The organism is Variovorax sp. WS11 (assembly GCF_010499245.1).
GTDB lineage: Bacteria > Pseudomonadota > Gammaproteobacteria > Burkholderiales > Burkholderiaceae_C > Variovorax.
Genome location: NZ_JAAGOW010000002.1, coordinates 666,184 through 690,731, shown reverse-complemented (window position 1 = coordinate 690,731; position 24,548 = coordinate 666,184). Strand labels below are relative to the sequence as shown.

Below are 24,548 nucleotides of genomic sequence, written 5' to 3'. Positions count from 1 at the left end.
CATGGCGAATGGTCTCTGCGGCTCGAGTCATTCACCATAAAAAGAGCCATTGATGCATCTCCCGACAAACATGGTCAAGGGCCCGCACAACAGCGCGCCGCGGAGGCAGGAGTCAGGAAAATTGACGCCTTCGCCGAACTGGACGCCGGGATCGGGGTACACGCCGATTCAGCCGGCGTCAAGCTTCAGTGAAGAGGTCTGCGCAGAAGCACGCGCCTTTGACTGCTTCAAGACGGCCCTCCGCTCATTTACACCCAGATTTAAAACGGCACGTTTACTGGACCTATGCACTTCGTTCGGCGAGATGATCAGCCTCATTGCCGTCGCTTCGTGCCGCGGAAAGGCAAAGCGGCTGGAGTCGCTCTTGGGATTGCTCGACAAGATGAATGGGCCCAGCAGTCCCGAGGGAGTGAAGAATCAGGTTCCAGTGCTGGCCGTTCTGTGCCTGGCGAATACCGCGCCGTACGAACGAATGGCAGAGTTGGCGCCGGTGCTGCCGAAGAAATTTCCGAGCGCCCTGGCCAGATATCGCGACGTCCTGATCACCGCAGCGCTCCTCCAACTGGAGAGGCAGCCTGCTGACGTCGTCTTCGATCAGATCCGCCAAAAGGTCGACGCCTATGGCGGCGAAACGATGCTTGTCACCGCCTCGCCCGAGGAGCTCGTGGCAGAAATCAGGTTTCCTGCTGCGCTCCTCGCCAGCGATGGGAAGTCGCTTGTCCTCGAGACATGGCATCAACGGATCCTTGGTGCCTCCGCTGGCCGTCAACGCAAACGTCCGGCATCGACAGTCGACGATGGCACCAACGAGACAAGCCGAATTCCGCCCGCGCGGCGATCGAATTTGCATTCCATGTACGAGCCGCGGCAATTCCCCTTCATGGAGCCTCCGATTCTTTTTCAACGCCCTCTTGCCGCCGCATCGCAGCCAGTTGCCCCCATCCAGGAGCAAGCGATCAGACTCGCCTGGCCTTTGCAAACCAGCATGCAGGCCTTGCTCGCGAAATCCGGTTCGTCCCCAGGTTCGTCGGTGGCAAAGGCTTTGATACTTCTGGCCAGATGCGACAGCTTGACGACGTTGCAGTCGGCGATCCGCCTGGCGCCTGCGGAAGGCCTTGCGCAGTTGCTGATCGATCTGCGAAGCAGCGACCCGGCGCGCGCAGCCGAGTTGTCGTTCGCGCTGGTATGTGCTCACGCCATGGCACAAAAGCCGATGTCGGATGAAGGCCTGGCGCGCGTCGTGGCCGACTCGCTGAAGGGCGACAGCACGGTGGCATGGCCTCCCAGCATCGAGAAGGATCCGAACCTCGTGGGGCAAGAAATCGACGTGCTTCCGCCGTTGCTCCGTCATCGATTCAAGCTGCTCACCCAGGCTCGGTGGGACGAACTTCAAGAGAGCTGAGCGCTTCCTTATTTTGGCTCGCGGTTTCCCTGTATCCCCATGACCCCTCGTTCCTCTGCCACCTCGAGGCCCGTCATTCGAGTTGACGACCCGCCGCCGCAATGCAGCCCATCGACGACAAAGGACGATGTGCTTTGGGGCTGGGAGGCGCCGTTCGACGGGTTCGGCAACTCCGACTTCAACCTGCCGGACTTCGATAGCCTCGGCATCGGCAATTTGATCGAATCAGTGCACAACACCGCTGCTCCGGGCGCTCCGCGGAGTTTCGCCGCGCTTGGCGTTCACCATGCCGAGATGCTGCAGGAAGGCGCGGCAACTCCCCCCGTTGTCTCATCCGGCCGCGTCGCCACGGATAGTGCGCCCGCGATGCCCGCGCTAGACTTCTTGGCGGGCTTGTGGGGGCTTCCACGTGCCGGAAAGTCAGACAACATAAGACAACTGTTCCGACAGTGCAAATCGGTCGACGAGGTGTTGATACTCGTATGCAATCCGGTCGGATCACATGGCGGTGGCGGTGGCGTTCGCGTGGGAAGTATTGTGTGTATAGCGAGGCTCTTGAAAAATGGGGCGAAGGAGGAATTCGTGGTGCTTCTCTTGAAGAAACTCCCGCCGCCTACCAGCCTGAACGCTAAGGATTACGTCGACACCATCGCAAAATCCCTGCCGAAAGACTTCCCGGAGTCGCTACTGGACTACAGAGACGTCATTCTCGATGGCGCTTTGCCGGTGATCGAGAGCTATCCTGAGCTGAGAGAGCGAGTCCGAGACTATGCGCGCGTAGCGGCCAAGGATCCTTCGCGAACGCGAGACACAGTGGAGATGCTACCGCTGACGGGCGGTGAGCGATCCGGGGCGCACTCCAGGCTTCTTCTCGACATCCATGCGGCAGGCCTGAAAATCCGTGCCAGCGCGCTATAGGCGAGGTGCCACTCGCTGGGCGAGGTCGTGTGGCTTGTTGCCCATGCGGTGTCACGTGCGGGCGGCTCCCAGCGGCTTGGGTATAGAGATATCGCCTGCATGATCAGGCAGTTGGCGGCACGCGGGTACACCTCCGCAGCCCAGGAACTGGCTTTCATTCACCTCTGCGGGTTGCCAAAAAAAGCTTCCGACGAAAGCACAATCAACATCATCAGGACCGTATCCGATGCGCTACCGGCGGAATGCCCGGAGGTGTTGCTGCCCTACCGGAAATGGATCCTGGAACGGGCCGTCGTGCCCGATATTCCGGAGACTGAAAGAATTCGGGAACGCTTGGCCGCATACAAGAAGGCTGCCGCCGAGGACCCTCGAATTTTCGAGGAGCCCGACGACATCGAGGCGCCCAGCTTTGCCACAGAGAAACCGGCCATCCGTAAGCGCAAAGAACCGCCGCCACAAGCCGGGTACTCGCCCCGACACCTCGAAGTTCCGGCATCGGGCATGTATATGCAGGGCGTGCCGCCGCAGATTCAGGTCTACAGTTTCCCTGCCGAGGAGGAACTCACGATGCGCCCCATCGACCGAGGGTTGTCCGTGCAGCAGCGCACGCGGGCATCGATGAGACCTTCCGGGCAGACGTTCCCTCCCTTTGTGCAGTCCGGCGGAGCTTCGACGGCAGCGGTGTTTGACCGTCTGCTGGCGGCATCGCCCGACGCTCGCCTCACGGACGGGAGCTTGCAGGTGTGCGTCATCTTTTCGCTGGCAAAGGACGTCTATGGTTACCGCGATGCGTTGGAATTCGTCAGCCCCGACGAACTGGTGGAGCTCATCAACGCATTCGACAAGCTCAGCGTCGATTCCGCGCGCGTCGAACTGGCGCTGTGCGTGATGGGTGGATACCTGGTGAAAGGTATACAGCACCCCCCGCAAAAGTCTTGCTTCGCTTGAGGCAGATGCTCGATGGCATGCAAGCTCGGGCGCTCGAATGGCCCGCCAGCGTGGGGGCTTTGGACAAGGCCACCATGGTGAGCTTCGTGGACTCACACTTGGCACTTATCCCTCCGGTGACCAACGCTTCTGATCTGCTGCGAATACTGTCGTTACCGGGGTCGGGTTTCTGAGCGGCTCGCCTCGTCGATCGGAACAGCGCGCGGGCCGGCCTTGCCCGCTCGACATCAAGGCCGCAGCCCCTGCACCAACTCCATCACTGATCCGAGCCCAGCAGCGAAGCGCGGCGCCAGGAACGCCCCCATCTGCGGCATCAGCAACTGCAGCATCCCGATCCCCGCCAGCAGCGTCAGCGGAAAGCCCACCGCAAAGATGCTGAACTGCGGCGAGGCCCGGTTCAGGATGCCCATCGCCAGGTTCAGCGTCAGCAGCGCGGTGATCAGCGGCAGCGCCAGCATGAAGCCTGTCGCGAAGATCTGCGCGCCGCCGCGCACCAGCAGCAGCCAGCCTTGCGCCGCCAGCGGCGCGTCGGCGATCGGCAGGGCCTGGAAGCTCTCGGCCAGCGCCGCCACCAACAGCAAGTGGCCGTCCAGCGCAAGAAAAATCAGCATCGCCAGCATGTGCAGCAGCCGCGCCACCACCATCGTCGCGCCGCCGCTCATCGGGTCGAAGAAGGAGGCGAAGGACAGGCCCATCTGCAGGCCCACGTACTCGCCCGCGGCCAGCACGGCGGCGAACATCAGGCGCATGGTGAAGCCGATGGCCGCGCCGATCAGCACCTGCTGCACGATGATCCACACGCCGCCGATCGAGACCACCGGCACCTGTGGCATCGCCGGCAGCGCAGGCGCCAGCGCGATGGCGAGCACCGCCGCGATGGCGACCTTCAGCTGCCGCGGCACATTGGGCTCGCCGAAGATCGGCGCCGTGCCGACCAGCGCCAGCATGCGCACAAAGGGCCAGAGGAAGGCCACCATCCAGGCGTTCAGCTCCGCCGAGGTGACGGAAAAGACGCTGGCGCCCATGGCCTACGCCACGAGCTGCGGGATGCTCGAGAACAAGGTTCGGATGTAGTCCAGCATCTGCCCCAGCATCCACGGCCCGGCGATCACGAGCACCGCAAACACGGCCAGCAGTTTCGGGATGAAGGACAGCGTCGCCTCGTTGATCTGCGTCGCCGCCTGGAAGATGCTGATGACCAGGCCCACCACCAGCGCCACCAGCAGCAGCGGCGCGCCGAGCAGCAGGGAGACGTGGATGGCCTGGCTGCCGATGGACATGACCGATTCGGGTGTCATTCGACGATTCCTGTCTGTCTATATGAAGAAGCTCTGCGCCAATGCGCCGATCAGCAGCTGCCAGCCGTCCGCCATGACGAAGAGCATCAGCTTGAAGGGCAGGGCGATGGAGGCGGGCGGGACCATCATCATCCCCATCGACATGAGCACGCTGGCCACCACCAGGTCGATGATCAGGAAGGGGATGAAGATGGTGAAGCCGATCTGGAAGGCGGTCTTCAGCTCGCTGATGACGAAGGAGGGCAGCAGGATGCGCAGCGGCACGTCTTCCGGCCCTTCCATCGCCGGCACCTTGGCCAGCTTGGCGAAGAGCGCAAGGTCGTTCTCGCGGGTCTGCTTGAGCATGAAGGTCTTGAAGGGGGCGATGCCGCGTTCGAGCGCGCGCTCGGTGCTGATCTTGTTCTCGGAAAGAGGCTTGTAGGCCTCGTCGTAGACCTTGTCGAAGACCGGCGCCATCACGAAGAAGGTGAGAAAGAGCGACAGGCCCACCAGGATCTGGTTGGGCGGCGAGGCCTGTGTGCCCAGCGCGGTGCGCAAGAGGCCCAGCACGATCAGGATGCGGGTGAAGCTGGTCATCGACAGCAGCAGCGCCGGCAGGAAGCTGAGCGAGGTCAGCAGCACCAGCGTCTGCACGCTGAGCGACCAGGTCTGGCTGCCGCCCGGCCCGGGCGTGCTGGTGAGGCCCGGCAGGCCCTGCGCGAAGGCGAGCGCGGGCAGAGCCAGCGCGAGCAGCAGACCCGCCCGGCGCAGGTGGCGGCGGAAGGCGCTTTGCATCAGGCGCTCGGCTTGGTCTGGATGCCGAGGGATTCGCGCAGCTTCTGCGCGAACAGGTCGACGGTCCTGGCGCCGCTGCCGAGTGCGGCGGCCGGTGCCGAGGATGCCGCGGGCAGCGCCTGCGCCGGCAGCGAATGCAGCGCGTTGACCTGGCTCGCGGTGACGCCCAGCACCAGCCAGGTCTCGCCCACCTCCACCACCACCACGCGCTCGCGCTGGCCGACCATCGCGCTGCCCACCACCTTGACGAGCGAGCTGCCGCCGAAGCGCGGCAGGCCGAAGCGCCGCGCCAGCCAGGCGCACAGAAAGATCAGGCCCAGCACGAGCACCATGCCGAGCCCGGCCTGCAGCAGGCCCGAGGCGCCGACGGCCGGCGCCGCTTCGGCGGCGGGCGCGGGCACGGTGGGCAGGGCTGCATGCGCGCAGAGCGTGGCCGCGCAGGCGGTCAGCACGGCCGCGCCGCGCGCGAAATGCCGGGGCAGCTTCATGAACGGCTGAGCTTCTGCATGCGCTCGGAGGGCGTGACGATGTCGGTCAGGCGGATGCCGTACTTCTCGTTCACCACCACCACCTCGCCCTGCGCGATCAGGTAGCCGTTGATCAGCACGTCCAGCGGCTGGCCGGCCAGGCCGTCGAGCTCCACCACCGAGCCCTGCGACAGCTGCAGCAGGTTCTTGATGGTGATGCGCGTGCGGCCGATCTCGGCCATCAGCTGCACCGGCACGTCGAGGATGCGCTCGATGTCCACCGAGCCGGCGGCGCCGGAAGCGGTGTTGTGCAGCGGCTGGAAGACCTGGGCGCCGGCAGGCGCTGCCACGGGCGCGGGGGCGCTCGCCTGCTGGGGCGCCGGCGCTGAGGCCGCGGTCTGCTCGGCCAGGGCGCTGGCCCAGTCGTCCATGTCGCCGCCGGAGGAAGTGTTGTCAGTCATGGTCGCTCTTCGGATCGCTGTCTTGGTGGGAGATCATCTGTTGCACGCGCAGCGCGTAGCGTTCGTTGGAGACGCCGTAGCCGCACTCCATCACGGGAACGCCGTCGACGCGCGCGAGCACGGTTTCGGGCAGCTCGATCGGCAGCACGTCGCCGACCGAAAGGCGCATCAGCTCGCCGATGGTGGTGTCGATGGTCACGAAGTCGGCGGTGAGCGCGACGTCGGCGCTCTGCATCTGCTGCGACATCTGCTTGACCCAGCGCTTGTCGACCTCGATCTCGTCCTGCACCGGGTTGGACAGCTGGTCGCGGATCGGCTCGATCATCGAGTAGGGGATGCACACGTGCAGGAAGCCGCCCACCGGGCCGAACTCGATCTGCAGCGTGGTGGTGATCACCACCTCGTTGGGCGCCACGATGTTGGCCAGCTTGCCGTGCATCTCGGCGCGGATGTAGTCGAAGGCCAGCGGGAACACCGGCTGCCAAGCGTCGCCGTAGCACTGCAGGCTGAGGTTGAGCAGGCGCTTGATGATGCGCTGCTCGGTGCGCGTGAAGTCGCGGCCCTCGACGCGCACGTGGTAGCGCCCGTCGCTGCCGAACAGGTTGTCGACCACCAGGAAGACCAGCTTCGGATCGAACACGAACAGCGCCGTGCCGCGCAGCGGCTTCAGGTGCAGCATGTTGATGTTGGTCGGCACCGGCAGGTGCCGCACGAACTCGCCGTACTGCTGGATCTGGATCGGCTCGACCGAGATGTCCGGGCTGCGGCGCATGAAGTTCAGCAGGGCGCTGCGCAGGTTGCGGGCAAAGCGGTCGTTGATGACCTCCAGCGTGTGCATGCGCCCGCGCACCACGCGGTCGGGCGCGCCGAGGTCGTAGACGGGCAGACCTTCGGCCCGGGGCTCGGGGGCGCGGCGCTGGTCGACGGCACCGCCGGTGACGCCCGACAGCAGCGCATCGACCTCGTCCTGCGAGAGCACCTGCTCATAGGCCATGGCTGATCACTGCACCACGAAGGTGTTGAAGGAGACACTGGCGATCGCCTGCGGCTGTGCGCCGGCAGAGAGCGGCCGGTTGAGCTCGGTGCGGATCTCCTCGGCGAGCTTGGCCTTGTCCTGCGTGGACAGCAGCGTCTCGGGCTGGCGGTTCGACAGCAGCAGCAGCAGGCGGCTGCGCAGCTCGGGCATGAACTCGACCAGCTGCGCCTTGGCCAGCTCGTCGTTCACCTTGAGCGCCATGCCGATGTGCAGGAAGCGGCTGCGGCCCTCGGACTGCACGTTGACGGTCAGCGGCTCGAGCGTGACGAAGATCGGCTTGGGTGCCGGCTTGGGCGGCGCGGCGGCCGGCGCTTCCTGCGCGAACAGGCCGTTGCGGCTCAATGCGTAGCCGCCGCCGGCCAGCGCGGCCAGGCTGGTCGCGACCAGCAGGCCGATCATCAGCTTCGAGGAGCGCGGCGCCGCGGCGGCGGAGGGAAGGGAGGTACTGGTGGCCATGGAAAGCAACGTTTGGGTTGGTCTTATTTTTGGTGGATGCGCGGCGAAACGAAGCCCCGATCAAGCGGGGGAAAAGGCCTCAGATCGGCGTTTCGTTGTTCAGGCGAAGGTGTCGACGCCGGTATTGCGCGATGGGGCGGGTGCTCGCGCAGGCAGCGATGCGACGGCGGACTCGCTGCGTGCGGCACCGCGGTAGCTCGCACCATTCGCGGACGCAGGCTGGCGCTGCTGCTCCTGCTGCTGGGCGAAGCCGCCCGCGCCGGCCCAGGGCCGCGACTCGGCGCCGACCGAGGTCTGGCCCAGGCTGATGCCCTGCTCGGCCAGCGTGCTGCGCAGCTGCGGCAGCGCCGCCTCGACCGCCTTGCGCACCGACTCGTGCGAGGAGACGAACATGGCCTGGGCCTGGTTGTCGCCGACGCTGAGGGTGATCTTGAGCGGGCCCAGGCCAGCCGGGTTGAGGTTGAGCTCGGCCACCTGCTGGTCCGTCGGCGCTCATGCGCAGCATCTGGTGGCCCAGCGCGGGGCCCCATTCGGCGCTGCCCACGGGCGGGAGAGGAGGGTGGGTGCGGGGCAGGGCTGGCCCGTGGCGTGCGGTCGAGCGCGGCTGCATCGGGAAGCTGTTTGCGAAGACGGTGGGGAGGTTGCGGGCGCGGAGGCGGCATCGGTGTCCGCCGCGGCTGCGGGAGGGCGGCTTACGCTTCGGCGGGCTTGGCATAGTCGGCGGCGAGCGCAGTTGCAGGCGCGGGCCTTCGTATCGGTGGAGGCTGCAGCCGTTGCGGCGCCGGCGCCGGCATCTTGGCGGGATGGCAGCGCGCCGGCCAGCGGCGTCCGCCGATGCGGCGGCCACGGCCGGTTGCGCGATGGCCTCGGTTGCTCGCGGCGGGCGCCAGCGTCGTTGGCAGCAGAAGCCTCTGTCCGCGGGTGGGGCAGAAGCGCCGGCCGTCGTGGCCGTATCCACGGCCCGGCCGGCTGCCGGTGCCTTGGCGTCCTGGCCCGCGCCTTCGTCCGCGGCGGGGAGTGCATCGGCCGCGCCCGCCGAGCCGGTGCCGGAGGCGGCGGCAGCCGTCGCGGCGAGCGATGCGTCCTTCAGCACGGCCGCGTCGGTCGCGGGCAGCGCCGTCGCGCCCGTTGCGCTGCCGCCGGCCGCGGGCGTTGCGGCGGCTGCCGGTGCCGTGACCAAGGTCTGCGGCGCGAACAGCGCGATGGTCAGCAGCTCGGAGCCCGGCTCGTCCTTCCTGCCGAGGTGGCGGCCCGGCTTCTGCGGCGTGGCCGAGGCTTCTTCGGCGCTGGCCGCATCCGCGCTGTCCTGCGCCTGGCGCGCGCCGGCGCGCGAGCGCTCCAGCACGGCGCCGAAGCTTCGAGCGGCATCGTCGCCGCCAAGGCGGCCGCGCGCGCCGGAAGAGGCGGCCGGTTGCGCCGGACTCGTCGTGAGGGCTGCGGAAGGAATGAAGGTGGGCATGGCGGTTCCTGGGGGAAGGATCAGAAATTCGGTTGGGCCGCGCGGTCGATGAACTTGCGCGCCGCGCGCTCGTCGCTGTCGCGCTGGTCGCGCTTGGCCTGCGCGGCCAGCTCCTGGCGGCGCAGGCGATCGGCCAGGGTGTCGAAGGAGTTGAGCCGCCGCGCCTGGTGCTGCCAGTCGCCGCGCCCGCGGTCCAGGCGCAGCCCGGCCTGCTTGACGATGGCGCGCTGCTGCTCGATGGCGCCGTCGAGCGTGCTCAGGAAGTTGTTGAAGTTGCGCCACTGCGAGGCGGGCAGGCCGTGCGCCATCAGCGATTGCAGCTGCTGCGCATAGTCGTGGCGGTACTGCAGCAACAGGTCCAGCTTCTGGTGCGCGCTGACCTGTGCGCTCTGCAGCACGCCCAGGCGGCGCGCCGCCTCCTCCTTCTGCGTGCGGGCCAGCTCCTGCAGGGTGTCGAGGGGAAGCTTCTTGGACATGGGGACTCCTTGGAGGCGGGCTACGCGAAGACGCCGGCCATGCGCGCCACCGAGGCCGCGTAGTCGGTGCGCTCGTCCATCCCTTGCTGCAGGAAGGCCTCCAGCTTGGGGTAGAGGGCGATGGCCTGGTCGAGCTGCAGGTCGTGGCCGGCGGCGTAGGCGCCGACGCTGATCAGGTCGCGGTTGCGCTGGTAGCGCGACAGCATCTGCTTGAAGCGGCGCACCGTGTCGAACTGCGCGGGCGGGATCAGCGCCGTCATCGCGCGGCTGATCGAGGCCTCGATGTCGATGGCCGGGTAGTGGCCGGCCTCGGCGAGCGTGCGCGACAGCACCACATGGCCGTCGAGGATGGCGCGCGCCGAGTCGGCGATCGGGTCCTGCTGGTCGTCGCCTTCCGAGAGCACGGTGTAGAAGGCGGTGATCGAGCCGCCGCGGCCCTGCGCGTCGCGCGCGCCGTTGCCCGCGCGCTCCACCAGCGCGGGCAGCTTGGCGAAGACCGAGGGCGGATAGCCCTTGGTGGCCGGCGGCTCGCCCACCGCCAGCGCGATCTCGCGCTGCGCCATTGCGTAGCGGGTGAGCGAATCCATGATCAGCAGCACGTCCTTGCCCTGGTCGCGGAAGTACTCGGCCAGGCAGGTCGCATAGGCCGCGCCCTGCAGGCGCAGCAGCGGCGAGTTGTCGGCCGGGGCGGCGACCACCACGGCGCGCGCCAGGCCTTCCTCGCCCAGGGTGTTCTCGATGAAGTCCTTGACCTCGCGGCCGCGCTCGCCGATCAGGCCGACCACGATCACCTCGGCGCTGGTGTAGCGCGCCATCATTCCGAGCAGCACGCTCTTGCCCACGCCGGAGCCGGCGAACAGGCCCATGCGCTGGCCGCGGCCCACGGTGAGCATCGCGTTGATCGCGCGCACGCCGGTGTCGAGCACCGAGTCGATGGGGGCGCGGGTCAGCGGGTTGATGGGCGGGGCGCTGAGCGGCACCTTGCGGGCGATGTCCAGCGGCCCCAGCCCGTCGAGCGGCCGGCCGACGGCATCGACCACGCGGCCCAGCATGCCAACGCCCACCGGCAGGCGCTTGGTGTGGGTGTCGCCGCCGCTGTCGGCCATGCCGGGGCGCGCGAACACGCGCGCGCCGGGCAAGAGGCCGGCCACCTCGGTCTGCGGCATCAGGAACAGGCGGTCGCCGGCGAAGCCGACCACCTCGGCCTCGGCATGGCGCTGCGGATAGCCGGGCGGCAGTTCGATCAGGCAGTCGCTGCCGACGGGCAGCTGCAGGCCCACGGCTTCCAGCACCAGGCCGACGGCGCGCGTGAGGCGGCCGGAGTGGGTGACGGTGGCGGCGGCGGCGGTGCGGTTGACCTCCACGCGCGCCTGCGCGAGCGCGGCGAGCCAGGACTGCAGATGCGGGTTGGCGGCGGCGTTCGACATCAGAACTCCGCGGCGCCGATATCGCGGGTGAGCGCCGCGGTGACGCTCTTCCACCGGGTTTCCAGGCTGGCATCCATCTCGCCGCTGGCGGACTGCACGCGGCAGCCGCCGCGCGCCAGCGTGTCGTCGGCGCGCACCTGCCAGCCGGCGATCTGCAGCTCGTTGCCCAGGCTGTTCTTCACCAGCGCGACGTCGTCGGGGTGCAGCAGCAGGCGCGGCTCGCCTTGCAGCGCGGGCTCGGCGTGCAGCAGGTCCTGCACCAGCGGCAGCACCCATTCGGGCTCGGCGCGCAGGGTGCGGTGCACCACCTGGCGCGCCACGTCGAGCGCGAGCGTGAGGATGGCGTCGGCCAGGTCGCTTTCCGCGCGGCGCAGCGCCGCCGGCAGGCTGGTGGCGAGCGCAACCAGCTGCTCGGCATGCGCACTGGCGGCGGCAAGGCCGGAGGCCAGGCCTTCCGCGTGGCCTTCCGCACGGCCCTTGGCCAGGCCTTCGCGCTGGCCCTCGGCCCGGCCCTGGGCACGCGCCTCGAGGCGCAGGCGGGAGAGCTCGTTGTCGCGTGCCAGGGCCTCGGGGTCCACGCGCGGAACGACCAGCGATTGCACGTTGTCGCGCGGCGCATCCTCGTTCTCCAGCGTGCCCATTTCCCAGCGCTGCCAGGCCGACAGCACCGGCTTGGCGGCGGGCTTGGGCGCAGCGGGGGGACGCGCGGGCGCGTAGGCCGTCGCCAGGCGCGCGCCGGAACCGAAAGCAGCGTTCTTGTGCAGGGTCATGATCAGACGAAGTCGTCCGTGCCCGGCGCGGCGATCACGACTTCGCCCGCGTCGGCAAGGCGGCGCACCACTTGCAGGATGGCCTTCTGCTCGGCTTCGACCTGCGACACCCGCACCGGGCCGCGCAGCTCGATGTCCTCGCGCAGCGTCTCGGCGGCGCGCTGCGACATGTTCTTGAGGAACTTGTCGCGCAGCTCCTGCGTCGAGCCCTTGAGCGCGACGATGAGCGACTCGGACTCCACGTCCTTGAGCAGGCGCTGGATGAAGCGGTCCTCCAGGTCCAGCAGGTTCTCGAAGACGAACATCTCCTCGACGATGCGCTGCGCCAGCCCCTCGTCGTGCTCGCGCACATGGGCGATCGCCTCTTCCTCCTGCGCGGTGCTCATGAGGTTGACGATCTCGGCCGCGGTACGCACCCCGCCTAGGCGGCTGCGCTTGAGGCCTTCGCCCGACAGCATCTCGGTCAGCACGTCGGTCAGCTCGGCCAGCGCCGCGGGCTGCACGCCGCCGAAGGTGGCCACGCGCATGATCACGTCGTGGCGCAGGCGCACCGGCAGCTTCTCCAGCACCTCGGAGGCCTTCTTGCGGTCCAGGTGGATCAGCAGCGTGGCGAGGATCTGCGGGTGCTCGTCGCGGATCAGCTCCACCACCTCGCCGGCCTCCAGGTCGTTGAGGCGCTCGATGCCGCCGTGCGGCTCGTCGGGCTGCAGGATGTCTTCCAGCAGGTTGCTGGCGCGGTCGTCGCCCAGCGCCTTGCGCAGCACCGCGCGGATGTAGCTGCCCGAGCCCAGGTGCAGGGCGGAGAGCTGCTCGGTCTCCAGGCGGAACTCGGCGAGCACGGCGGCCAGCTCTTCCTTCGACACCTGCGTCAGCTTGGCCATCGCGGCGCCCAGGGCCTGCACCTCGGTGGTGGGCAGGTGGTGCAGCGTGGCGGCGGCGCGGTCCTCGCCTAGGGACATCAGGAGGATGGCGGCCTTGCGGGTTCCAGCGTCGCTCATGGGTTCATCCAATGCTTGATCAAGGTGGCCACCAACCGCGGATCCTGCTCGGCGGTCTGCTGCACGTAGTCGAGGTCGGCCTGGCGGCGCTCGGCTTCGCGCTGGAGGGCGCTCAGCTGGGCGGCGCTGGCTTCGTCGTCCGGATCGGCGGCGACGGCGGCCGCCGGTGCCGCTTCGGGCGTGGCCGAAGGCGGCGGCGCCAGGTGCTTGCGCAGCAGCGGCCGGAACACGGCGAACCAGGCGAACAGGGCGAGCACGCCGAGCAGCAGGTACTGGCCGATGCTCTTGGCCAGCTCGATGTTGTCGCGGTCCTTCCAGAGGGGCACCTCGGCCTGCGGCTCGTCCTGGCCGTCGCGGGCGAAGGCGCTGTTGAGCACGTTGAGCGAGTCGCCGCGCTCCTGGCTGTAGCCCATGGCTTCCTTCACCAGGTTGCGGATCTGCTCGACCTCGGCCGGCGCCAGGGCGCGCGACTTGCCGTCGGCACCGGCCAGGTTGTTCACCACCACCGCCACCGACAGGCGCTTGATGGCGCCGGCGCCCTGCTGCACATGGCGGATCGAGCGGTCGAGCTCGTAGTTGGTGGTCGAGTCCTTGCGCGAGCTGCTGGGGCCGGCAGGGGCGGTGCTGGTGGTAGCCGTCGTGGTGGTGGCGGCGCCCGGCGGGGTGGCGCCGTTGGCGGGCCCGTTGGCAGGACGCGGCGCGTTGATCGGCGCGCTGGGATTCGTCGGCGGCTGGTTCGACAGCGCGCCCGGCACGCCGCCCGGCGGGGTGGCGCCCAGCTGGTTCGACTCGCTGGACTGCACGCTGCGCACCGCGGCGTTACGCGGGTCCTGGTTGGGCGCGAACTTCTCCTCGGTGCGCTCGACCACCGAGAAGTCGATGTCGGCCGCGAGCTGCGCGCGCACATTGCTCGCGCCGAGGATGGGCTGCAGGATGGCCTCGATGCGGCGGATGTAGCCTTGCTCGATCTCCTGAGCGTATTTGAGCTGGCTCACGTCCAGCCCGCGCGCGCCGGCGTTGGCGGCCGACAGCAGGTTGCCGCGCTGGTCGACCACCGTCACGCTCTTGGGGTCCAGCTCCGGCACGCTGCTGGAGATCATGTGAACGATGGCGCTGACCTGGCCTTCGTCGATGCCGCGGCCGCGGTGCAGGCTCAGCACCACGGAGGCCGAGGGCTTCTTCTGCTCGCGCACGAAGAGCGAAGGCTTGGGCAGCGCCAGGTGCACGCGGGCCGACTCGACCGTGCCGATCGATTCGATCGAGCGCGCCAGCTCGCCCTCGAGGCCGCGCTGGTAGTTGACCTGCTCGGCGAACTGGCTGGTGCCGAATTTCTGGTTGTCCATCAGCTCGAAGCCGACCCCGCCGCCCTTGGGCAGGCCCTGGGCCGCGAGCTTGAGGCGCACTTCGGGCACCTTGTCGGCGGCGATCAGGATCGCGCTACCGCCCTCGGCGAACTTGTAGGGCACGTTCATCTGCGTCAGCGACGCGATGATCGCGCCGCCGTCGCGGTCCGAGACGTTGGTGTAGAGCACCTTGTAGTCGGGCGCGCGGCTCCACAGCATGAAGGCCGCGGCGGCCGCGACCAGTGCGGCGGCGCCGACGATCAGCGGCAGCTTGGGTTGGGCGCGCAGCCGTTCCATGAACGGGACTGCGGCCGGCGCCGCCGGCATGGCGCCTGCGGGCGCTGCCGTCGTCATGCTTGCGCTCCGGTCACGGCCGGTCGGCCCAGGTGGGCCGGGGTCATGGGGAGCGAGTGAAGTCGTTGAGGAGGAGTCATGCCGTTGAAGTCGCGAGCAGCCTTTTTGTTTCGCGATCGATTCTCGGCAGCGCTCGCGAATTCGATTGGTCGAACAGCCGGGGTTTTTGCCGTCAGTTGGGCGCTTCTCTTTCAGGGGCCCGCTGTTACGCTGAAAACACGCGGGAGTGCCATGGCGCTCCTGTAGCAGTGCCCAGGCAACGCCGGCATCTTCCAGAAAGTAAGAAAAGGGTTTTCATGTCCATTTCCGCCATCGAATCCGTCCTGCAGCAGATGCGGGCGACCGCGCTCCAGACCGGCATCGCGCCGCGCCCCGCCGCCGGAGAGCCGGCCGCGCAGGGGGGCTTCGCCGCCGAGCTCCGGCGCTCGATCGAGGGGATCAACACCGCGCAGACCAAGGCCTACGGCCAGGCCGAGGCCTTCGAGCTCGGGCGCCCCGGCGTCGCGCTCAACGACGTCATGGTCGACCTGCAGAAGGCCAACGTGGCCTTCCAGACCGGGCTGCAGGTGCGCAACCGGCTGGTTGCCGCCTACCAGGAAGTGATGAGCCTGCCTGCCTGACCCTGAAGGTTGTGGAAGGCCGCCCGCATCTTTATCGCGCGCCGGCCTAAATGTTCGGAATCCCCTGCCGATAACTGAACCAACGATGGCTTGAATCTCACGGTGGGAGGCGGGTCCAGCGTTGCGGCCGGTTTGGCCGAAGTCCACAACCTTTGTTTATCAGGAGTCGAACATGGCGCAAGTCATCAACACGAACAGCCTCTCGCTGGTTGCCCAAAACAACCTCAACAAGTCCCAGAGTTCCCTGAACACGGCGATCGAGCGCCTGTCGTCCGGCATGCGCATCAACAGCGCCAAGGACGACGCCGCCGGCCAGGCCATCGCCAACCGCTTCACCGCGAACGTCAAGGGCCTGACCCAGGCAGCGCGCAATGCCAACGACGGCATCTCGCTCGCCCAGACGACGGAAGGCGCGTTGAACGAAATCAACAACAACCTGCAGCGCGTTCGCGAACTGTCGGTGCAGGCCGCCAACGGCACGAACTCCTCGAGCGACCTCTCGTCGATCCAGTCTGAAATCAAGCAGCGCCTCGACGAAATCGACCGCGTGTCGGCCCAGACCCAGTTCAACGGCGTGAACGTGCTCGCCAAGGACAGCAAGCTGAGCATCCAGGTCGGCGCCAACGACGGCGAGACGATCGACATCAACCTGCAGGAAATCACCTCCAAGACGCTCGGCCTGGGCAACATGGACATCACGAAGAAGTCGCTCGACCTGTCGACCGTCAACGCGACCGCGACGACCGTGGTGACCCCGGGTTCGACCGGCGCGACCACCTCCGTGAACCTGACGGCTGTCGACGGCGCCGCTGCCAGCTCGTACACCGTGTACGTCGACGACGCAGACGCCGACACGCTCTACGTGTCCGACGACGGCGGCACGACCTTCTACGCGGCCACCTACGACAGCGCATCGGGCACGCTCGGCTTCGACGGCTCCACCGCCCTGGGCGCCGCGCCGACGGCCACGCTGGCAGCCGCCGGCCAGGAAATCTCCACCGGCACCGGCGCCACCGTCAATGTCGACAACGTCGTGGCAGTCAACACCGACGCCGCCGCCGCGATCGACATGTTCGTCGACCAGAACGGCGACTGGTTCGTGTCGCGCGACGGCGGCACCAACGTCATCGCGGCGACCTTCGATGCGACGACCGGCCAGGTGACCTACGACAGCGCCGACTTCGCCACCGAAGCGGCACCGACCACCGGTATTTCCGACGCGATCACCAGCTACGAAGTCCCCCCGGTCGCAGTGCCTGACGTCACGGCCAACCTCGCCGGCCTGCCGGCCGCTTCGGTGGGCGCATCGCCGACCCTGCACAAGGTCACGAACGCCGACGGCAGCGCCGGCGGCTACGTGGTGAAGGGCCAGAAGAACGGCGCCGACGTGTACTACAAGGCCAACGTGGCCAACGACGGCACCGTGACGCTGGGCGAGCAGTACAACCAGGACCCGCTGGCTTCCATCGACAAGGCCCTGGCCGGCGTCGACGAGCTGCGCAGCCAGCTCGGTGCGGTGCAGAACCGTTTCGAGTCGACCATCACGAACCTGAACAACACGACCAACAACCTGTCGGCCGCCCGTTCGCGTATCGAAGATGCCGACTACGCGGTGGAAGTGTCGAACATGACGCGCGCCCAGATCCTGCAACAGGCCGGTACCTCCGTCCTGGCGCAGGCCAACCAGACCACGCAAGGCGTCCTGTCGCTGCTGCGCTGATCGGCAAATCGCGCCCACTCATCTGCCGCAAGGCAGGTGCGCGCGGCGCAGACGTGGGGCCCGCCGGCCGCGCGTCTGCGCTTTTCCCTGCGGCCATCCCTGTGGCGGCCGCAGAGAAAAGCGAACAACCGGAGTCGGTGTCATGTCAGTTCCCCTCGGCCCTGCCGCAGACCGCGCGTGGGCAGCCCAGATGCTCGTCAGCCGTGCCGGCGACGCCAGTGCCGCTGCGGCGGCCGGCAAGGCCGCGGACGGCGACGCGTCGTCGACCGAGGCGGTCCCGGTCGACGTCGAGACCGCGGTGCGCGAGATCAACGCGTCCATGCAGGGCCAGTCGGTCGGCGTGCCCTTCGAGGTCGACGGCGACACCGACCGGCTGGTGGTGAAGGTGGTCGACCGGGTGAGCGGCGAGCTGATCCGGCAAATCCCGTCCGAGGAAGTGCTGCGCATCGCGAAGCTGCTGGGCAAGGTGCCCGGTGCGCTGGTGAGCGAGTCGGCCTGAACAACACAAGCGAAGAGGAAAAGAACAAATGGCAGTCAGCAGCATTGGCGTCGGCTCGGGCCTCGACCTGGCCACCTTGCTCACGAACCTCGAGACCGCGGAGAGCCAGCCCCTGGCCGCGATCCAGGCGCGGGCGACCAGCTACACCACGAAGCTGTCGGCGTACTCGCAGGTGCAGAGCGCGCTCAATGTGCTGAAGACCGCCAGCGACAAGCTCGCCGATCCGGACTTCTTCAAGACCGTGAAGGCCTCGATCAGCGACGCCGACGTGCTGGGCGTGACCACCGGCGACACGGCCGTCGCCGGCAGCTACACCATCGATGTGACGCAGCTCGCGCAGTCGCAGTCGCTGGTGTCGGCCGGGCAGGCCAGCGCCAAGACGGCGATCGGCAACGGCACCATCACGATCAACTTCGGCACCATCCATGGCGGCACGCTAAACGCCGGCACCGGCCAGTACACGGGCGCGAGCTTCGATGTCGATGCCGACCGCACCGCGGCGCAGATCACCATCGGCACGGGCAGCAACACGCTCGAGGGCATCCGCGATGCAATCAACAAGGCGAACGCCGGCGTCACCGCCAGCGTGGTGAACGACGGCAGCGGCACGCCCAACCGGCTGGTGCTGGTGTCGACCGAATCGGGCGAGGCCTCGACCATGCAGATCTCCGTGGCCGGCGATGCCGCGCTGCAGAACCTGCTGGCGTACGACCCCGCCGGTACGCAGACCATGAAGCAGACCGCGGTCGGCCAGGACGCCAAGCTCAACATCAACGGCATCGACGTCGTCAGCGCCAGCAACACCGTGCTGGAGGGCATCCAGGGCACCACGCTGACGCTCGCGAAGACCGGCAGTACCTCGCTCAAGCTGACCAGCGACACCGCCTCGGTCTCGACGGCCATCGCGGCTTTCGTCACCGCCTACAACAGCCTGCAGAGCACCGCGTCCAAGCTCACGGCCTACGACGCCGACACGAAGAAGGGCGCGGCCCTGATGGGCGACCAGACGCTGCGCAACCTGCTGACGGAGGTGCGCCAGACGCTCTCGGCGGCGCAGGAAAGCGACTCCGGCGGCATGAAGGTGCTGTCGGAAATCGGCGTGAGCTTCCAGAAGGACGGCACGCTGGCGGTCGATGCGTCCAAGCTCTCCAACGCGCTGAGCAAGAGCCTGAGCGGCGTGGCGGGCCTGTTCTCCAGCGGCACCGGCAGCACCAGCGGCTACGCCAAGCAGCTGAGCGCGCTCGTGACGGAAGTGACCGGCAGCGACGGCGCGCTCACGACCGCCACCAACGGCGTGAACACCACTTTGGAAGACCTGAGCGACCAGTACAACGCGGTGCAGGCCCGGGTCGACTCGACGGTGGAGCGCTACCGCGCCCAGTTCACCCAGCTCGACGTGCTGATCAACACCCTCAACAACACCATGACCTATCTCACGCAGCAGTTCGACGCGATGAACGCGACCAGCAGCAGCAAGTAATCGAAAGCCATCGATGTACACACCTCACAACTTCAGGACCGGCGCCGGCGCCTATGCGCGCCTGGGCGTCGAAACGCAGGCCATGAGCGCCTCGCCGCACCAGCTCATCTGCATGCTGTTCGACGGCGCCGTCACGGCCATCGGGATGGCGCGGCACCACATCGCGAAGGGTGAGGTCGCGGCCAAGGGGCAAGCGATCTCGAAGGCCGTCGGCATCGTCGCCAACGGCCTGAAGGCCAGCCTCGACGCGAAGGCGGCCGGCCCCGCCGGCGCGGAGCTCGTGGCCAACCTGTCGGCGCTGTACGACTACGTGGTGCGCCGCCTGCTGCAGGCCAACCTGCACGACGACGCGCGCGCGCTCGACGAGGCCGAGGCCCTGCTGGAGAGCGTGGCGTCCGCGTGGCGCCAGATCGAGCACTGATCACCGAAGCACGAAGAGAACGAAAGAAAAAGATGGCAGCCAGGAGCGAAGTCGTCCATTGCTATGCCCAACTCGCCTCGATCCTGTCGCTGATGGCGGCACTGGCGCGAGCGAAAGAGTGGGACCGGCTCCCCGAACTCGAGATGCAATGCGCGGCGATGATCGAGCGCTTGCGGATCGTCACGCCAGAGGAGTCGCTGGACCCGGCGCAGGTCAACGAGGCGCAGCGCCTGTTGCAGCGCATCCGCGCCGACCAGCAGCTGGTGTGCGAGCTGGTGAAGCCGCAGCTTGCAGGTTTGGTGGCGACGATGGCGGATCTGCAGAACCGCAACGAGCTCGACAGGGCTTACGGATCCCGATGAGGCGCAATCTCCTGGCATGAACAAGCTCGGCGCCCCGGTCGACAACGCACTGCTTGCCGCGAAGCTCGCGCCGCGGCTGGAGCTGGTCGCGTTGCAGCAGGGGCAGGTCGCGACCGACGCGGCCGCCGGGCCGGTGGTCCAGGTCAGTCCAGTCGTCAATGATGTCCGCTTGCCTTCCCACCTCGCGCTCGAGCGGCAGTTGCCGGCCGGCGTGCCCGCTGCCGCGGCACAGGGCGAGGCGGCGGCCGCGGCGCCCGGCGCGGCCCGGCTGTCCGCGGCGGCACGGCTGATCGGCGCGCTGCTGGCGGAGCTGCCGGACGCGGGGCCGGTGCGCGCAGCGCTGCCGGTGTGGCCCGCCGCGCAGAAGCCGCCTGCGGGCGCCGCACTGGCGGGCGCGTTGGCGCAGGCCGTGGATCGCAGCGGGCTTTTCTACGAATCGCATCTGGTCCAGTTCGCCGCGGGGGCGCGCACGCTGGCGCAGATGGCGCAGGAGCCGCAGGCGCGCTGGGCGCCTGCGCTGCCGGCACGCGGCGATGCGGGACCGGCCGCCGTCGCGCAGGCGGTGGCCTCGGCGCCCGAGCCAGCGCGTCCGGGCGTGCCGGCGGCGGCGATGCCGGCGCCCTCGTGGCCGATTCCCGCCGAGCAGGCGCCGGAAGCGAGCAGGGCGGACGGCGCCGTGCCCGCGGTGCCGCGCCCGCCGCAGGCCGGTCCGGCCCTGGCCGTGCCGGAGATGCCGCCGCCCCGTCCCGGCACCGCCGACGCACTGCCGGCCTCCGATGCCCAGCGCGTGCGCGCGGCCTACCGTGCGGGCGAGGCTGCGCCGTCAGTGGCGAGCTTCGAGGCGGCGCCCGACCCGCGCACCGAGACGCAGCTCGCAAGGCATGGCGCAAGCGCTGCCGCGCCGGGCGCGGCAGCCGCGCCGCAGTCGGGGGCCGAACTGATCCATCCGCAGACCGCCACCGTGGTGCACCAGCAGCTCGACCTGCTGGCCACCGCGATGTTCCGCTGGACCGGCCAGGCCTGGCCCGAGGTCCCGATGGACTGGTCGATCCAGGAGGAGGGCGCCCGCCAGGGCGATGCCGCGCAGGAGCCGGCGCCGCGGCGCTGGAGCACCACCTTGTCTCTGGAACTGCCGCGTCTGGGTGCAGTGGAGCTGCGCCTGTCGCTCGCCGGCACCGAGGTCCAGGCGCAGTTCGCGGCGAGCGAAGCCGCCACCGCGGGGCGCATGCGTTCGCAGGGAGCCGCGCTCGAGCAGCGCTTCGAGGCGGCCGGTCTCCGGCTGCAAGCGCTGCAGGTCAGCGAGGGGGGAGGCACATGACCCCGGACGATCGCCCGCGCGCGGTCGCCCTGTCCTACCTGGACAAGAACCGTGCCCCGATCGTGGTGGCCAAGGGCTACGGCGTGGTGGCGGAATCGATCATGCGCGAGGCCCGCGAGAACGGGCTCTACGTCCATGCCTCGCCCGACCTGATCCGCCTGCTGATGCAGATCGACCTGGACCAGCAGATCCCGCCCGAGCTCTACCTCGCCGTGGCCGAAGTGATGGCCTGGATTCATGGGCTGGAGCAGGCCGAGGAAGCCGCCGTTCCGCGCAATTCGAGGCGGAGCTAATTTAATACTTTTGTTGCTCCGCCTGCGATTGACTTATTTTCGTAACTGAAAGTTACTACTTTCTTCTATCGAATTAAACGCCCCCGTCTTTATGAAAATGCATGAGTTCTTCTTACGTGCACTGGAGCCCCGTGGGGCTCTGTAGGACAGGTCGTACATCTTCCGTAATTTATTCCTCACTTCCCCGGACAGAAATCGACAAAGGTTACAAATCATAAGCGGCCTGCATACACTCGACGCATTGATTGAACGGAGCGCAAAGTGGAAATGGATAAGGTGATGAACGGGGCAAACGGCGACATTTCGAGAGAAATCGGCGACATCAATCTTGCCTACATGCTGCTGGCCCAAAAGCTCGTCAAGCACGACCGGGCCGCCGCGATGCTCAAGCTCGGCGTGAGCCGCGAACTGGCCGACATGCTGGCCGGGATGTCGCTCTCCCAAATCCTCAAGCTGGCAGCTTCCAACTTCCTGCTGTGCAGCTTCCGTATCGACGACCATCCCTCGATGTCGGCCGTCGTCGGCGAGGAAAAGGACACGACGCTGCAGCAAGCGCACATGTCGATCCTGATGTCGGCACGCCGGCTGCAGATGCGCGAAGCCGGCGCGACCGCATGAGCCGCAGGGCCGTTCCCAAGGCGAATAGCACCGCAGCCGAAGGCGAAGGTACTCCAGTGAGCGGCGCGCGGTCTCACGAAGGCATTTGCAACGTGACAGACGGTACTGCGACGAACACGGCCGCGGGCCGCACGCAGAAGAGCGTGCTGCGCGAAGTGCGCGAGGTTCAACTGGCGATCGAGCTGATCGAGCTCGGTGCCCGGCTGCAGTTCCTGGAAGCCGAGGTGGACCTGAGCCGCGAGCGCCTGATCCGCCTCTACAAGGAACTTAAGGGGGTCTCGCCGCCCAAGGGATTGCTGCCTTTTTCCACGGATTGGTACATGACATGGCTGGCCAATATCCATTCGTCAATGTTTTACAACATGTATCAATTCATGTTGACGCACGCGGACGAGAGCGGTTTGCAGGCCTTGATCAAGAGTTATCGCCTCTATTCCGAGCAAATTGAATCGCAAGGCGGCGAAATCGTGCTGGATTTCACACGTGCCTACACCATGGTGCGTTTTTTCGACAGCGACATGCTGCAGCTGAGCACCTGCTGCCGCTGCGGCGGCCGCTTCGTCGCGCACGCCCACGACAGCAAGAACGGCTACGTGTGCGTGCTGTGCCGCCCGCCTTCGCGCGCCGGCAAGGTCCGCGGCGCGAAGCGTGCGGCCGCCGGCGCCTCGAGCGAAACGACCCTTCAGAAACCGGCTTCTCCTGCCGATAACCCGGAGGTAGCGCCCATCGAACGGGCCCTGCAGACGGCCCTGCCCTGAAGGCAGGCTCTAAGTTCGATGCCCTGACAGGGCAAAGGGGAAGCGCGTGCTGGTTCTGGTTGGCTATCTGGTGGTGGTGGGGGCCGTCTTCGGCGGCTATGCCCTGATGGGCGGCCACTTCGGCGTGCTGTTCCAGCCGGTGGAGTTGCTGATGATCGGTGGCGCCGCGCTCGGCGCCTTCATTGCCGGCAACAACGGCAAGACCATCAAGGCCACCATCAAGGAGCTGCCACTGCTCCTGCGCTCCTCCAAGCACAACCGGCAGCTCTACATGGACCTGCTGGCCCTGCTCTACGAGCTGCTGGCCAAGGCGCGCAAGGAAGGGATGATGAAGCTGGAGAGCGACGTCGAGGCCCCGGCTTCGAGCGAGATCTTCGCGCGCTATCCCAACATCCTGAGCGACCCCAGCATGATGGAGTTTCTCTGCGACTACCTGCGCCTGGTGATCAGCGGCAACACCGACGCCTTCGAGATCGAGGCGCTGATGGACCACGAGATCGAGACCATCAAGCACGAGGCCGAGGTGCCCAGCCACAGCCTCTCGCGGATTGCCGACGCGCTGCCCGCGCTTGGCATCGTGGCCGCGGTGATGGGCGTGGTGCATGCGCTGGGCTCGGCCGACCTGCCGCCTGCCGAGATGGGCGCGCTGATCGCGCACGCCATGGTCGGCACCTTCCTCGGCGTGCTGCTGGCCTACGGCTTCGTGTCGCCGCTGGCCTCGCTGATCGAGCAGAAGGTTTCCGAGGGCATGAAGATGTACCAGTGCGCCAAGGTCACGCTGCTGGCCAGCCTCAACGGCTATGCGCCGCAGCTGGCGGTGGAGTTCGGCCGCAAGGTGCTGTTCTCGACCGAGCGGCCCACCTTCACCGAGCTCGACAGCCATGTGCGCGAAGTCAAGGCCCGCTGAGCGAAGCGGGACCGCACCATGAGCGCAGACAAGGGACGCATCGTCGTCAAGCGCGTCGCCGGTGACGGCGGCGGCGGGCACCACGGCGGCGGCTGGAAGATCGCCTACGCCGACTTCATGACGGCCATGATGGCCTTCTTCCTCGTGATGTGGCTGCTGTCCAATGCCTCGCCCAAGCAGCGCGAAGGCATCGCCGAGCATTTCCGCATGCCGCTGAAAGTGGCGATCAACGGCGGCGAGAAGAGCAGCACCAGCACGAGCGTCATTCCCGGCGGCGGCATGGACCCGACGACGCATGTCGACGGCGAGGTCCGCCTGGCCCAGGCCGACATGGAGGACACGGCCGACGCCGACCGCCTGGCCAGCATGAAGAAGCGGCTGGACGACCTGATCGAGAGCAACCCGGTCTTCAAGCAGTTCCGCCCGCAGATCCTCATCGACATCACGACCGAGGGCCTGCGCCTGCAGATCGTGGACAACGAGAACCGCCCGATGTTCGACCTGGCCAGCGCCCGGCTGCTGCCGCACGTGCGCGGCATCCTGCGCGAGATCGGGCCGGTGCTCAACGAGCTGCCCAACAGGATCACGCTGTCGGGCCACACCGACGCCATCGTCTACACCAACGGCGACCGCTCCTACGGCAACTGGGAACTGTCGGCCGACCGGGCCAACGCCTCGCGCCGCGAGCTGGTGATGGGCGGCATGGCCGAAGCCAAGGTGCTGCGCGTGGTCGGCCTGGCCGACAGCATGCACCTGGACAAGGCCGAGCCGCGCAACCCGATCAACCGCCGCATCAGCATCATCGTGCTCAACCACCACACGCAGCAGCAGATCGAGCGCGAGAACAGCGGGGACGGCGCCGGCGGAACGACCCGCGCGGGCCGCCTGCCGCGGCCCGCGCCGCTGCCGGTCGACAACGTCAAGGTGACGGCTTACAAGGCCCCGCCGCAAGCGAACTAACCCGG

Annotated in this window: 29 protein-coding genes; 16 read left to right on the top strand and 13 right to left on the bottom strand. The window is 67.8% G+C overall.

Annotated features, from left to right (window positions below; translation table 11 throughout):
* Positions 1-52 precede the first annotated feature (52 nt).
* From GXN78_RS23785 to GXN78_RS23775, 3 genes are all read left to right on the top strand, one after another.
* Complete coding sequence (locus tag GXN78_RS23785) at positions 53-1,402, top strand: hypothetical protein (protein ID WP_146163151.1); 1,350 nt, start codon at positions 53-55, stop codon at positions 1,400-1,402.
* Between the two features lie 39 nt (positions 1,403-1,441).
* Positions 1,442-2,320, top strand: coding sequence for a hypothetical protein (locus GXN78_RS23780; RefSeq protein ID WP_146163152.1), 879 nt, complete (start codon positions 1,442-1,444; stop codon positions 2,318-2,320).
* Between the two features lie 99 nt (positions 2,321-2,419).
* Entirely contained in the window at positions 2,420-3,268 is an 849-nt protein-coding gene (locus GXN78_RS23775) for a hypothetical protein (protein ID WP_146163153.1), read from the top strand.
* Positions 3,269-3,495: 227 nt separating this feature from the next.
* Here GXN78_RS23775 and fliR read toward each other — a convergent pair whose 3' ends face one another.
* From fliR to GXN78_RS23735, 8 genes are all read right to left on the bottom strand, one after another.
* Positions 3,496-4,293: a flagellar biosynthetic protein FliR gene (fliR, locus tag GXN78_RS23770; protein WP_106559856.1), complete on the bottom strand. Its 798-nt coding sequence runs from the start codon at positions 4,291-4,293 to the stop codon at positions 3,496-3,498.
* A 3-nt stretch (positions 4,294-4,296) separates the two neighbouring features.
* The gene (gene fliQ, locus GXN78_RS23765) at positions 4,297-4,566 is read right to left on the bottom strand and encodes a flagellar biosynthesis protein FliQ (protein ID WP_106559857.1); all 270 of its coding nucleotides are present in this window, start codon (positions 4,564-4,566) and stop codon (positions 4,297-4,299) included.
* 18 nt (positions 4,567-4,584) lie between these two features.
* The gene (gene fliP / locus GXN78_RS23760; protein ID WP_106559858.1) at positions 4,585-5,340 is read right to left on the bottom strand and encodes a flagellar type III secretion system pore protein FliP; all 756 of its coding nucleotides are present in this window, start codon (positions 5,338-5,340) and stop codon (positions 4,585-4,587) included.
* The gene (gene fliO / locus GXN78_RS23755; RefSeq protein WP_106559859.1) at positions 5,340-5,828 is read right to left on the bottom strand and encodes a flagellar biosynthetic protein FliO; all 489 of its coding nucleotides are present in this window, start codon (positions 5,826-5,828) and stop codon (positions 5,340-5,342) included. Before fliO ends, fliP begins: the two co-directional genes overlap by 1 nt.
* A complete protein-coding gene (gene fliN, locus GXN78_RS23750; RefSeq protein WP_106559860.1) occupies positions 5,825-6,268 on the bottom strand; it encodes a flagellar motor switch protein FliN in 444 nt (147 codons plus the stop codon). The genes fliO and fliN overlap by 4 nt, the downstream gene beginning before the upstream one ends.
* A complete protein-coding gene (fliM, locus tag GXN78_RS23745; RefSeq protein WP_106559861.1) occupies positions 6,261-7,262 on the bottom strand; it encodes a flagellar motor switch protein FliM in 1,002 nt (333 codons plus the stop codon). Before fliM ends, fliN begins: the two co-directional genes overlap by 8 nt.
* Positions 7,263-7,268: 6 nt before the next feature.
* The gene (gene fliL, locus GXN78_RS23740; protein ID WP_106559862.1) at positions 7,269-7,760 is read right to left on the bottom strand and encodes a flagellar basal body-associated protein FliL; all 492 of its coding nucleotides are present in this window, start codon (positions 7,758-7,760) and stop codon (positions 7,269-7,271) included.
* Between the two features lie 99 nt (positions 7,761-7,859).
* Positions 7,860-8,234: a flagellar hook-length control protein FliK gene (locus GXN78_RS23735; RefSeq protein ID WP_164255706.1), complete on the bottom strand. Its 375-nt coding sequence runs from the start codon at positions 8,232-8,234 to the stop codon at positions 7,860-7,862.
* Positions 8,235-8,704: 470 nt separating this feature from the next.
* Between GXN78_RS23735 and GXN78_RS23730 the strand changes: the two genes are divergently transcribed.
* On the top strand, positions 8,705-9,271 hold the full coding sequence (locus GXN78_RS23730; RefSeq protein WP_164255704.1) for a hypothetical protein: 567 nt from the start codon (positions 8,705-8,707) through the stop codon (positions 9,269-9,271).
* Here the strand turns inward: GXN78_RS23730 and fliJ are convergent.
* The 5 genes from fliJ to fliF are packed head-to-tail and all read right to left on the bottom strand — an operon-like array spanning position 9,240 to position 14,587.
* Entirely contained in the window at positions 9,240-9,695 is a 456-nt protein-coding gene (gene fliJ, locus GXN78_RS23725; RefSeq protein ID WP_106560516.1) for a flagellar export protein FliJ, read from the bottom strand. The genes GXN78_RS23730 and fliJ overlap by 32 nt on opposite strands.
* A gap of 20 nt (positions 9,696-9,715) precedes the next feature.
* Positions 9,716-11,122 carry a flagellar protein export ATPase FliI gene (gene fliI, locus GXN78_RS23720; RefSeq protein WP_106560515.1) on the bottom strand — a complete coding sequence of 469 codons (1,407 nt, stop codon included), beginning with the start codon at positions 11,120-11,122 and terminating at the stop codon, positions 9,716-9,718.
* Positions 11,122-11,892 carry a flagellar assembly protein FliH gene (gene fliH, locus GXN78_RS23715; RefSeq protein WP_239142880.1) on the bottom strand — a complete coding sequence of 257 codons (771 nt, stop codon included), beginning with the start codon at positions 11,890-11,892 and terminating at the stop codon, positions 11,122-11,124. Before fliH ends, fliI begins: the two co-directional genes overlap by 1 nt.
* 2 nt (positions 11,893-11,894) lie before the next feature.
* The gene (fliG, locus tag GXN78_RS23710; RefSeq protein ID WP_106560514.1) at positions 11,895-12,890 is read right to left on the bottom strand and encodes a flagellar motor switch protein FliG; all 996 of its coding nucleotides are present in this window, start codon (positions 12,888-12,890) and stop codon (positions 11,895-11,897) included.
* Complete coding sequence (gene fliF, locus GXN78_RS23705) at positions 12,887-14,587, bottom strand: flagellar basal-body MS-ring/collar protein FliF (protein WP_106560513.1); 1,701 nt, start codon at positions 14,585-14,587, stop codon at positions 12,887-12,889. Before fliF ends, fliG begins: the two co-directional genes overlap by 4 nt.
* 296 nt (positions 14,588-14,883) lie before the next feature.
* Here fliF and fliE point away from each other — a divergent pair, with 296 nt between their 5' ends.
* The 12 genes from fliE (at position 14,884) to motB (ending at position 24,543) form a co-directional block, all read left to right on the top strand.
* Positions 14,884-15,207, top strand: a complete 324-nt coding sequence (gene fliE, locus GXN78_RS23700; RefSeq protein WP_106560512.1) for a flagellar hook-basal body complex protein FliE — start codon at positions 14,884-14,886, stop codon at positions 15,205-15,207.
* Positions 15,208-15,379: 172 nt separating this feature from the next.
* Positions 15,380-16,927, top strand: coding sequence for a flagellin (locus GXN78_RS23695; protein ID WP_106560511.1), 1,548 nt, complete (start codon positions 15,380-15,382; stop codon positions 16,925-16,927).
* Positions 16,928-17,069: 142 nt separating this feature from the next.
* The gene (locus GXN78_RS23690) at positions 17,070-17,426 is read left to right on the top strand and encodes a flagellar protein FlaG (protein ID WP_106560510.1); all 357 of its coding nucleotides are present in this window, start codon (positions 17,070-17,072) and stop codon (positions 17,424-17,426) included.
* Positions 17,427-17,454: 28 nt separating this feature from the next.
* Positions 17,455-18,906, top strand: coding sequence for a flagellar filament capping protein FliD (fliD, locus tag GXN78_RS23685; protein WP_106560509.1), 1,452 nt, complete (start codon positions 17,455-17,457; stop codon positions 18,904-18,906).
* A gap of 13 nt (positions 18,907-18,919) precedes the next feature.
* Positions 18,920-19,327 carry a flagellar export chaperone FliS gene (gene fliS / locus GXN78_RS23680; protein WP_106560508.1) on the top strand — a complete coding sequence of 136 codons (408 nt, stop codon included), beginning with the start codon at positions 18,920-18,922 and terminating at the stop codon, positions 19,325-19,327.
* Positions 19,328-19,359: 32 nt separating this feature from the next.
* Complete coding sequence (locus GXN78_RS23675) at positions 19,360-19,689, top strand: flagellar protein FliT (RefSeq protein WP_239142879.1); 330 nt, start codon at positions 19,360-19,362, stop codon at positions 19,687-19,689.
* A gap of 16 nt (positions 19,690-19,705) precedes the next feature.
* Complete coding sequence (locus tag GXN78_RS23670) at positions 19,706-21,007, top strand: flagellar hook-length control protein FliK (RefSeq protein ID WP_106560507.1); 1,302 nt, start codon at positions 19,706-19,708, stop codon at positions 21,005-21,007.
* Positions 21,004-21,300 carry an EscU/YscU/HrcU family type III secretion system export apparatus switch protein gene (locus GXN78_RS23665; protein ID WP_106560506.1) on the top strand — a complete coding sequence of 99 codons (297 nt, stop codon included), beginning with the start codon at positions 21,004-21,006 and terminating at the stop codon, positions 21,298-21,300. The genes GXN78_RS23670 and GXN78_RS23665 overlap by 4 nt, the downstream gene beginning before the upstream one ends.
* A 279-nt stretch (positions 21,301-21,579) precedes the next feature.
* A complete protein-coding gene (flhD, locus tag GXN78_RS23660) occupies positions 21,580-21,918 on the top strand; it encodes a flagellar transcriptional regulator FlhD (RefSeq protein ID WP_239142878.1) in 339 nt (112 codons plus the stop codon).
* Between the two features lie 92 nt (positions 21,919-22,010).
* Entirely contained in the window at positions 22,011-22,676 is a 666-nt protein-coding gene (gene flhC / locus GXN78_RS23655) for a flagellar transcriptional regulator FlhC (protein ID WP_239142922.1), read from the top strand.
* 46 nt (positions 22,677-22,722) lie between these two features.
* Positions 22,723-23,583 (top strand): flagellar motor stator protein MotA, encoded by an 861-nt coding sequence (gene motA, locus GXN78_RS23650; protein WP_106560503.1) that lies wholly within the window; start codon positions 22,723-22,725, stop codon positions 23,581-23,583.
* Between the two features lie 18 nt (positions 23,584-23,601).
* Positions 23,602-24,543, top strand: coding sequence for a flagellar motor protein MotB (gene motB, locus GXN78_RS23645; protein ID WP_106560502.1), 942 nt, complete (start codon positions 23,602-23,604; stop codon positions 24,541-24,543).
* Positions 24,544-24,548: the final 5 nt, after the last annotated feature.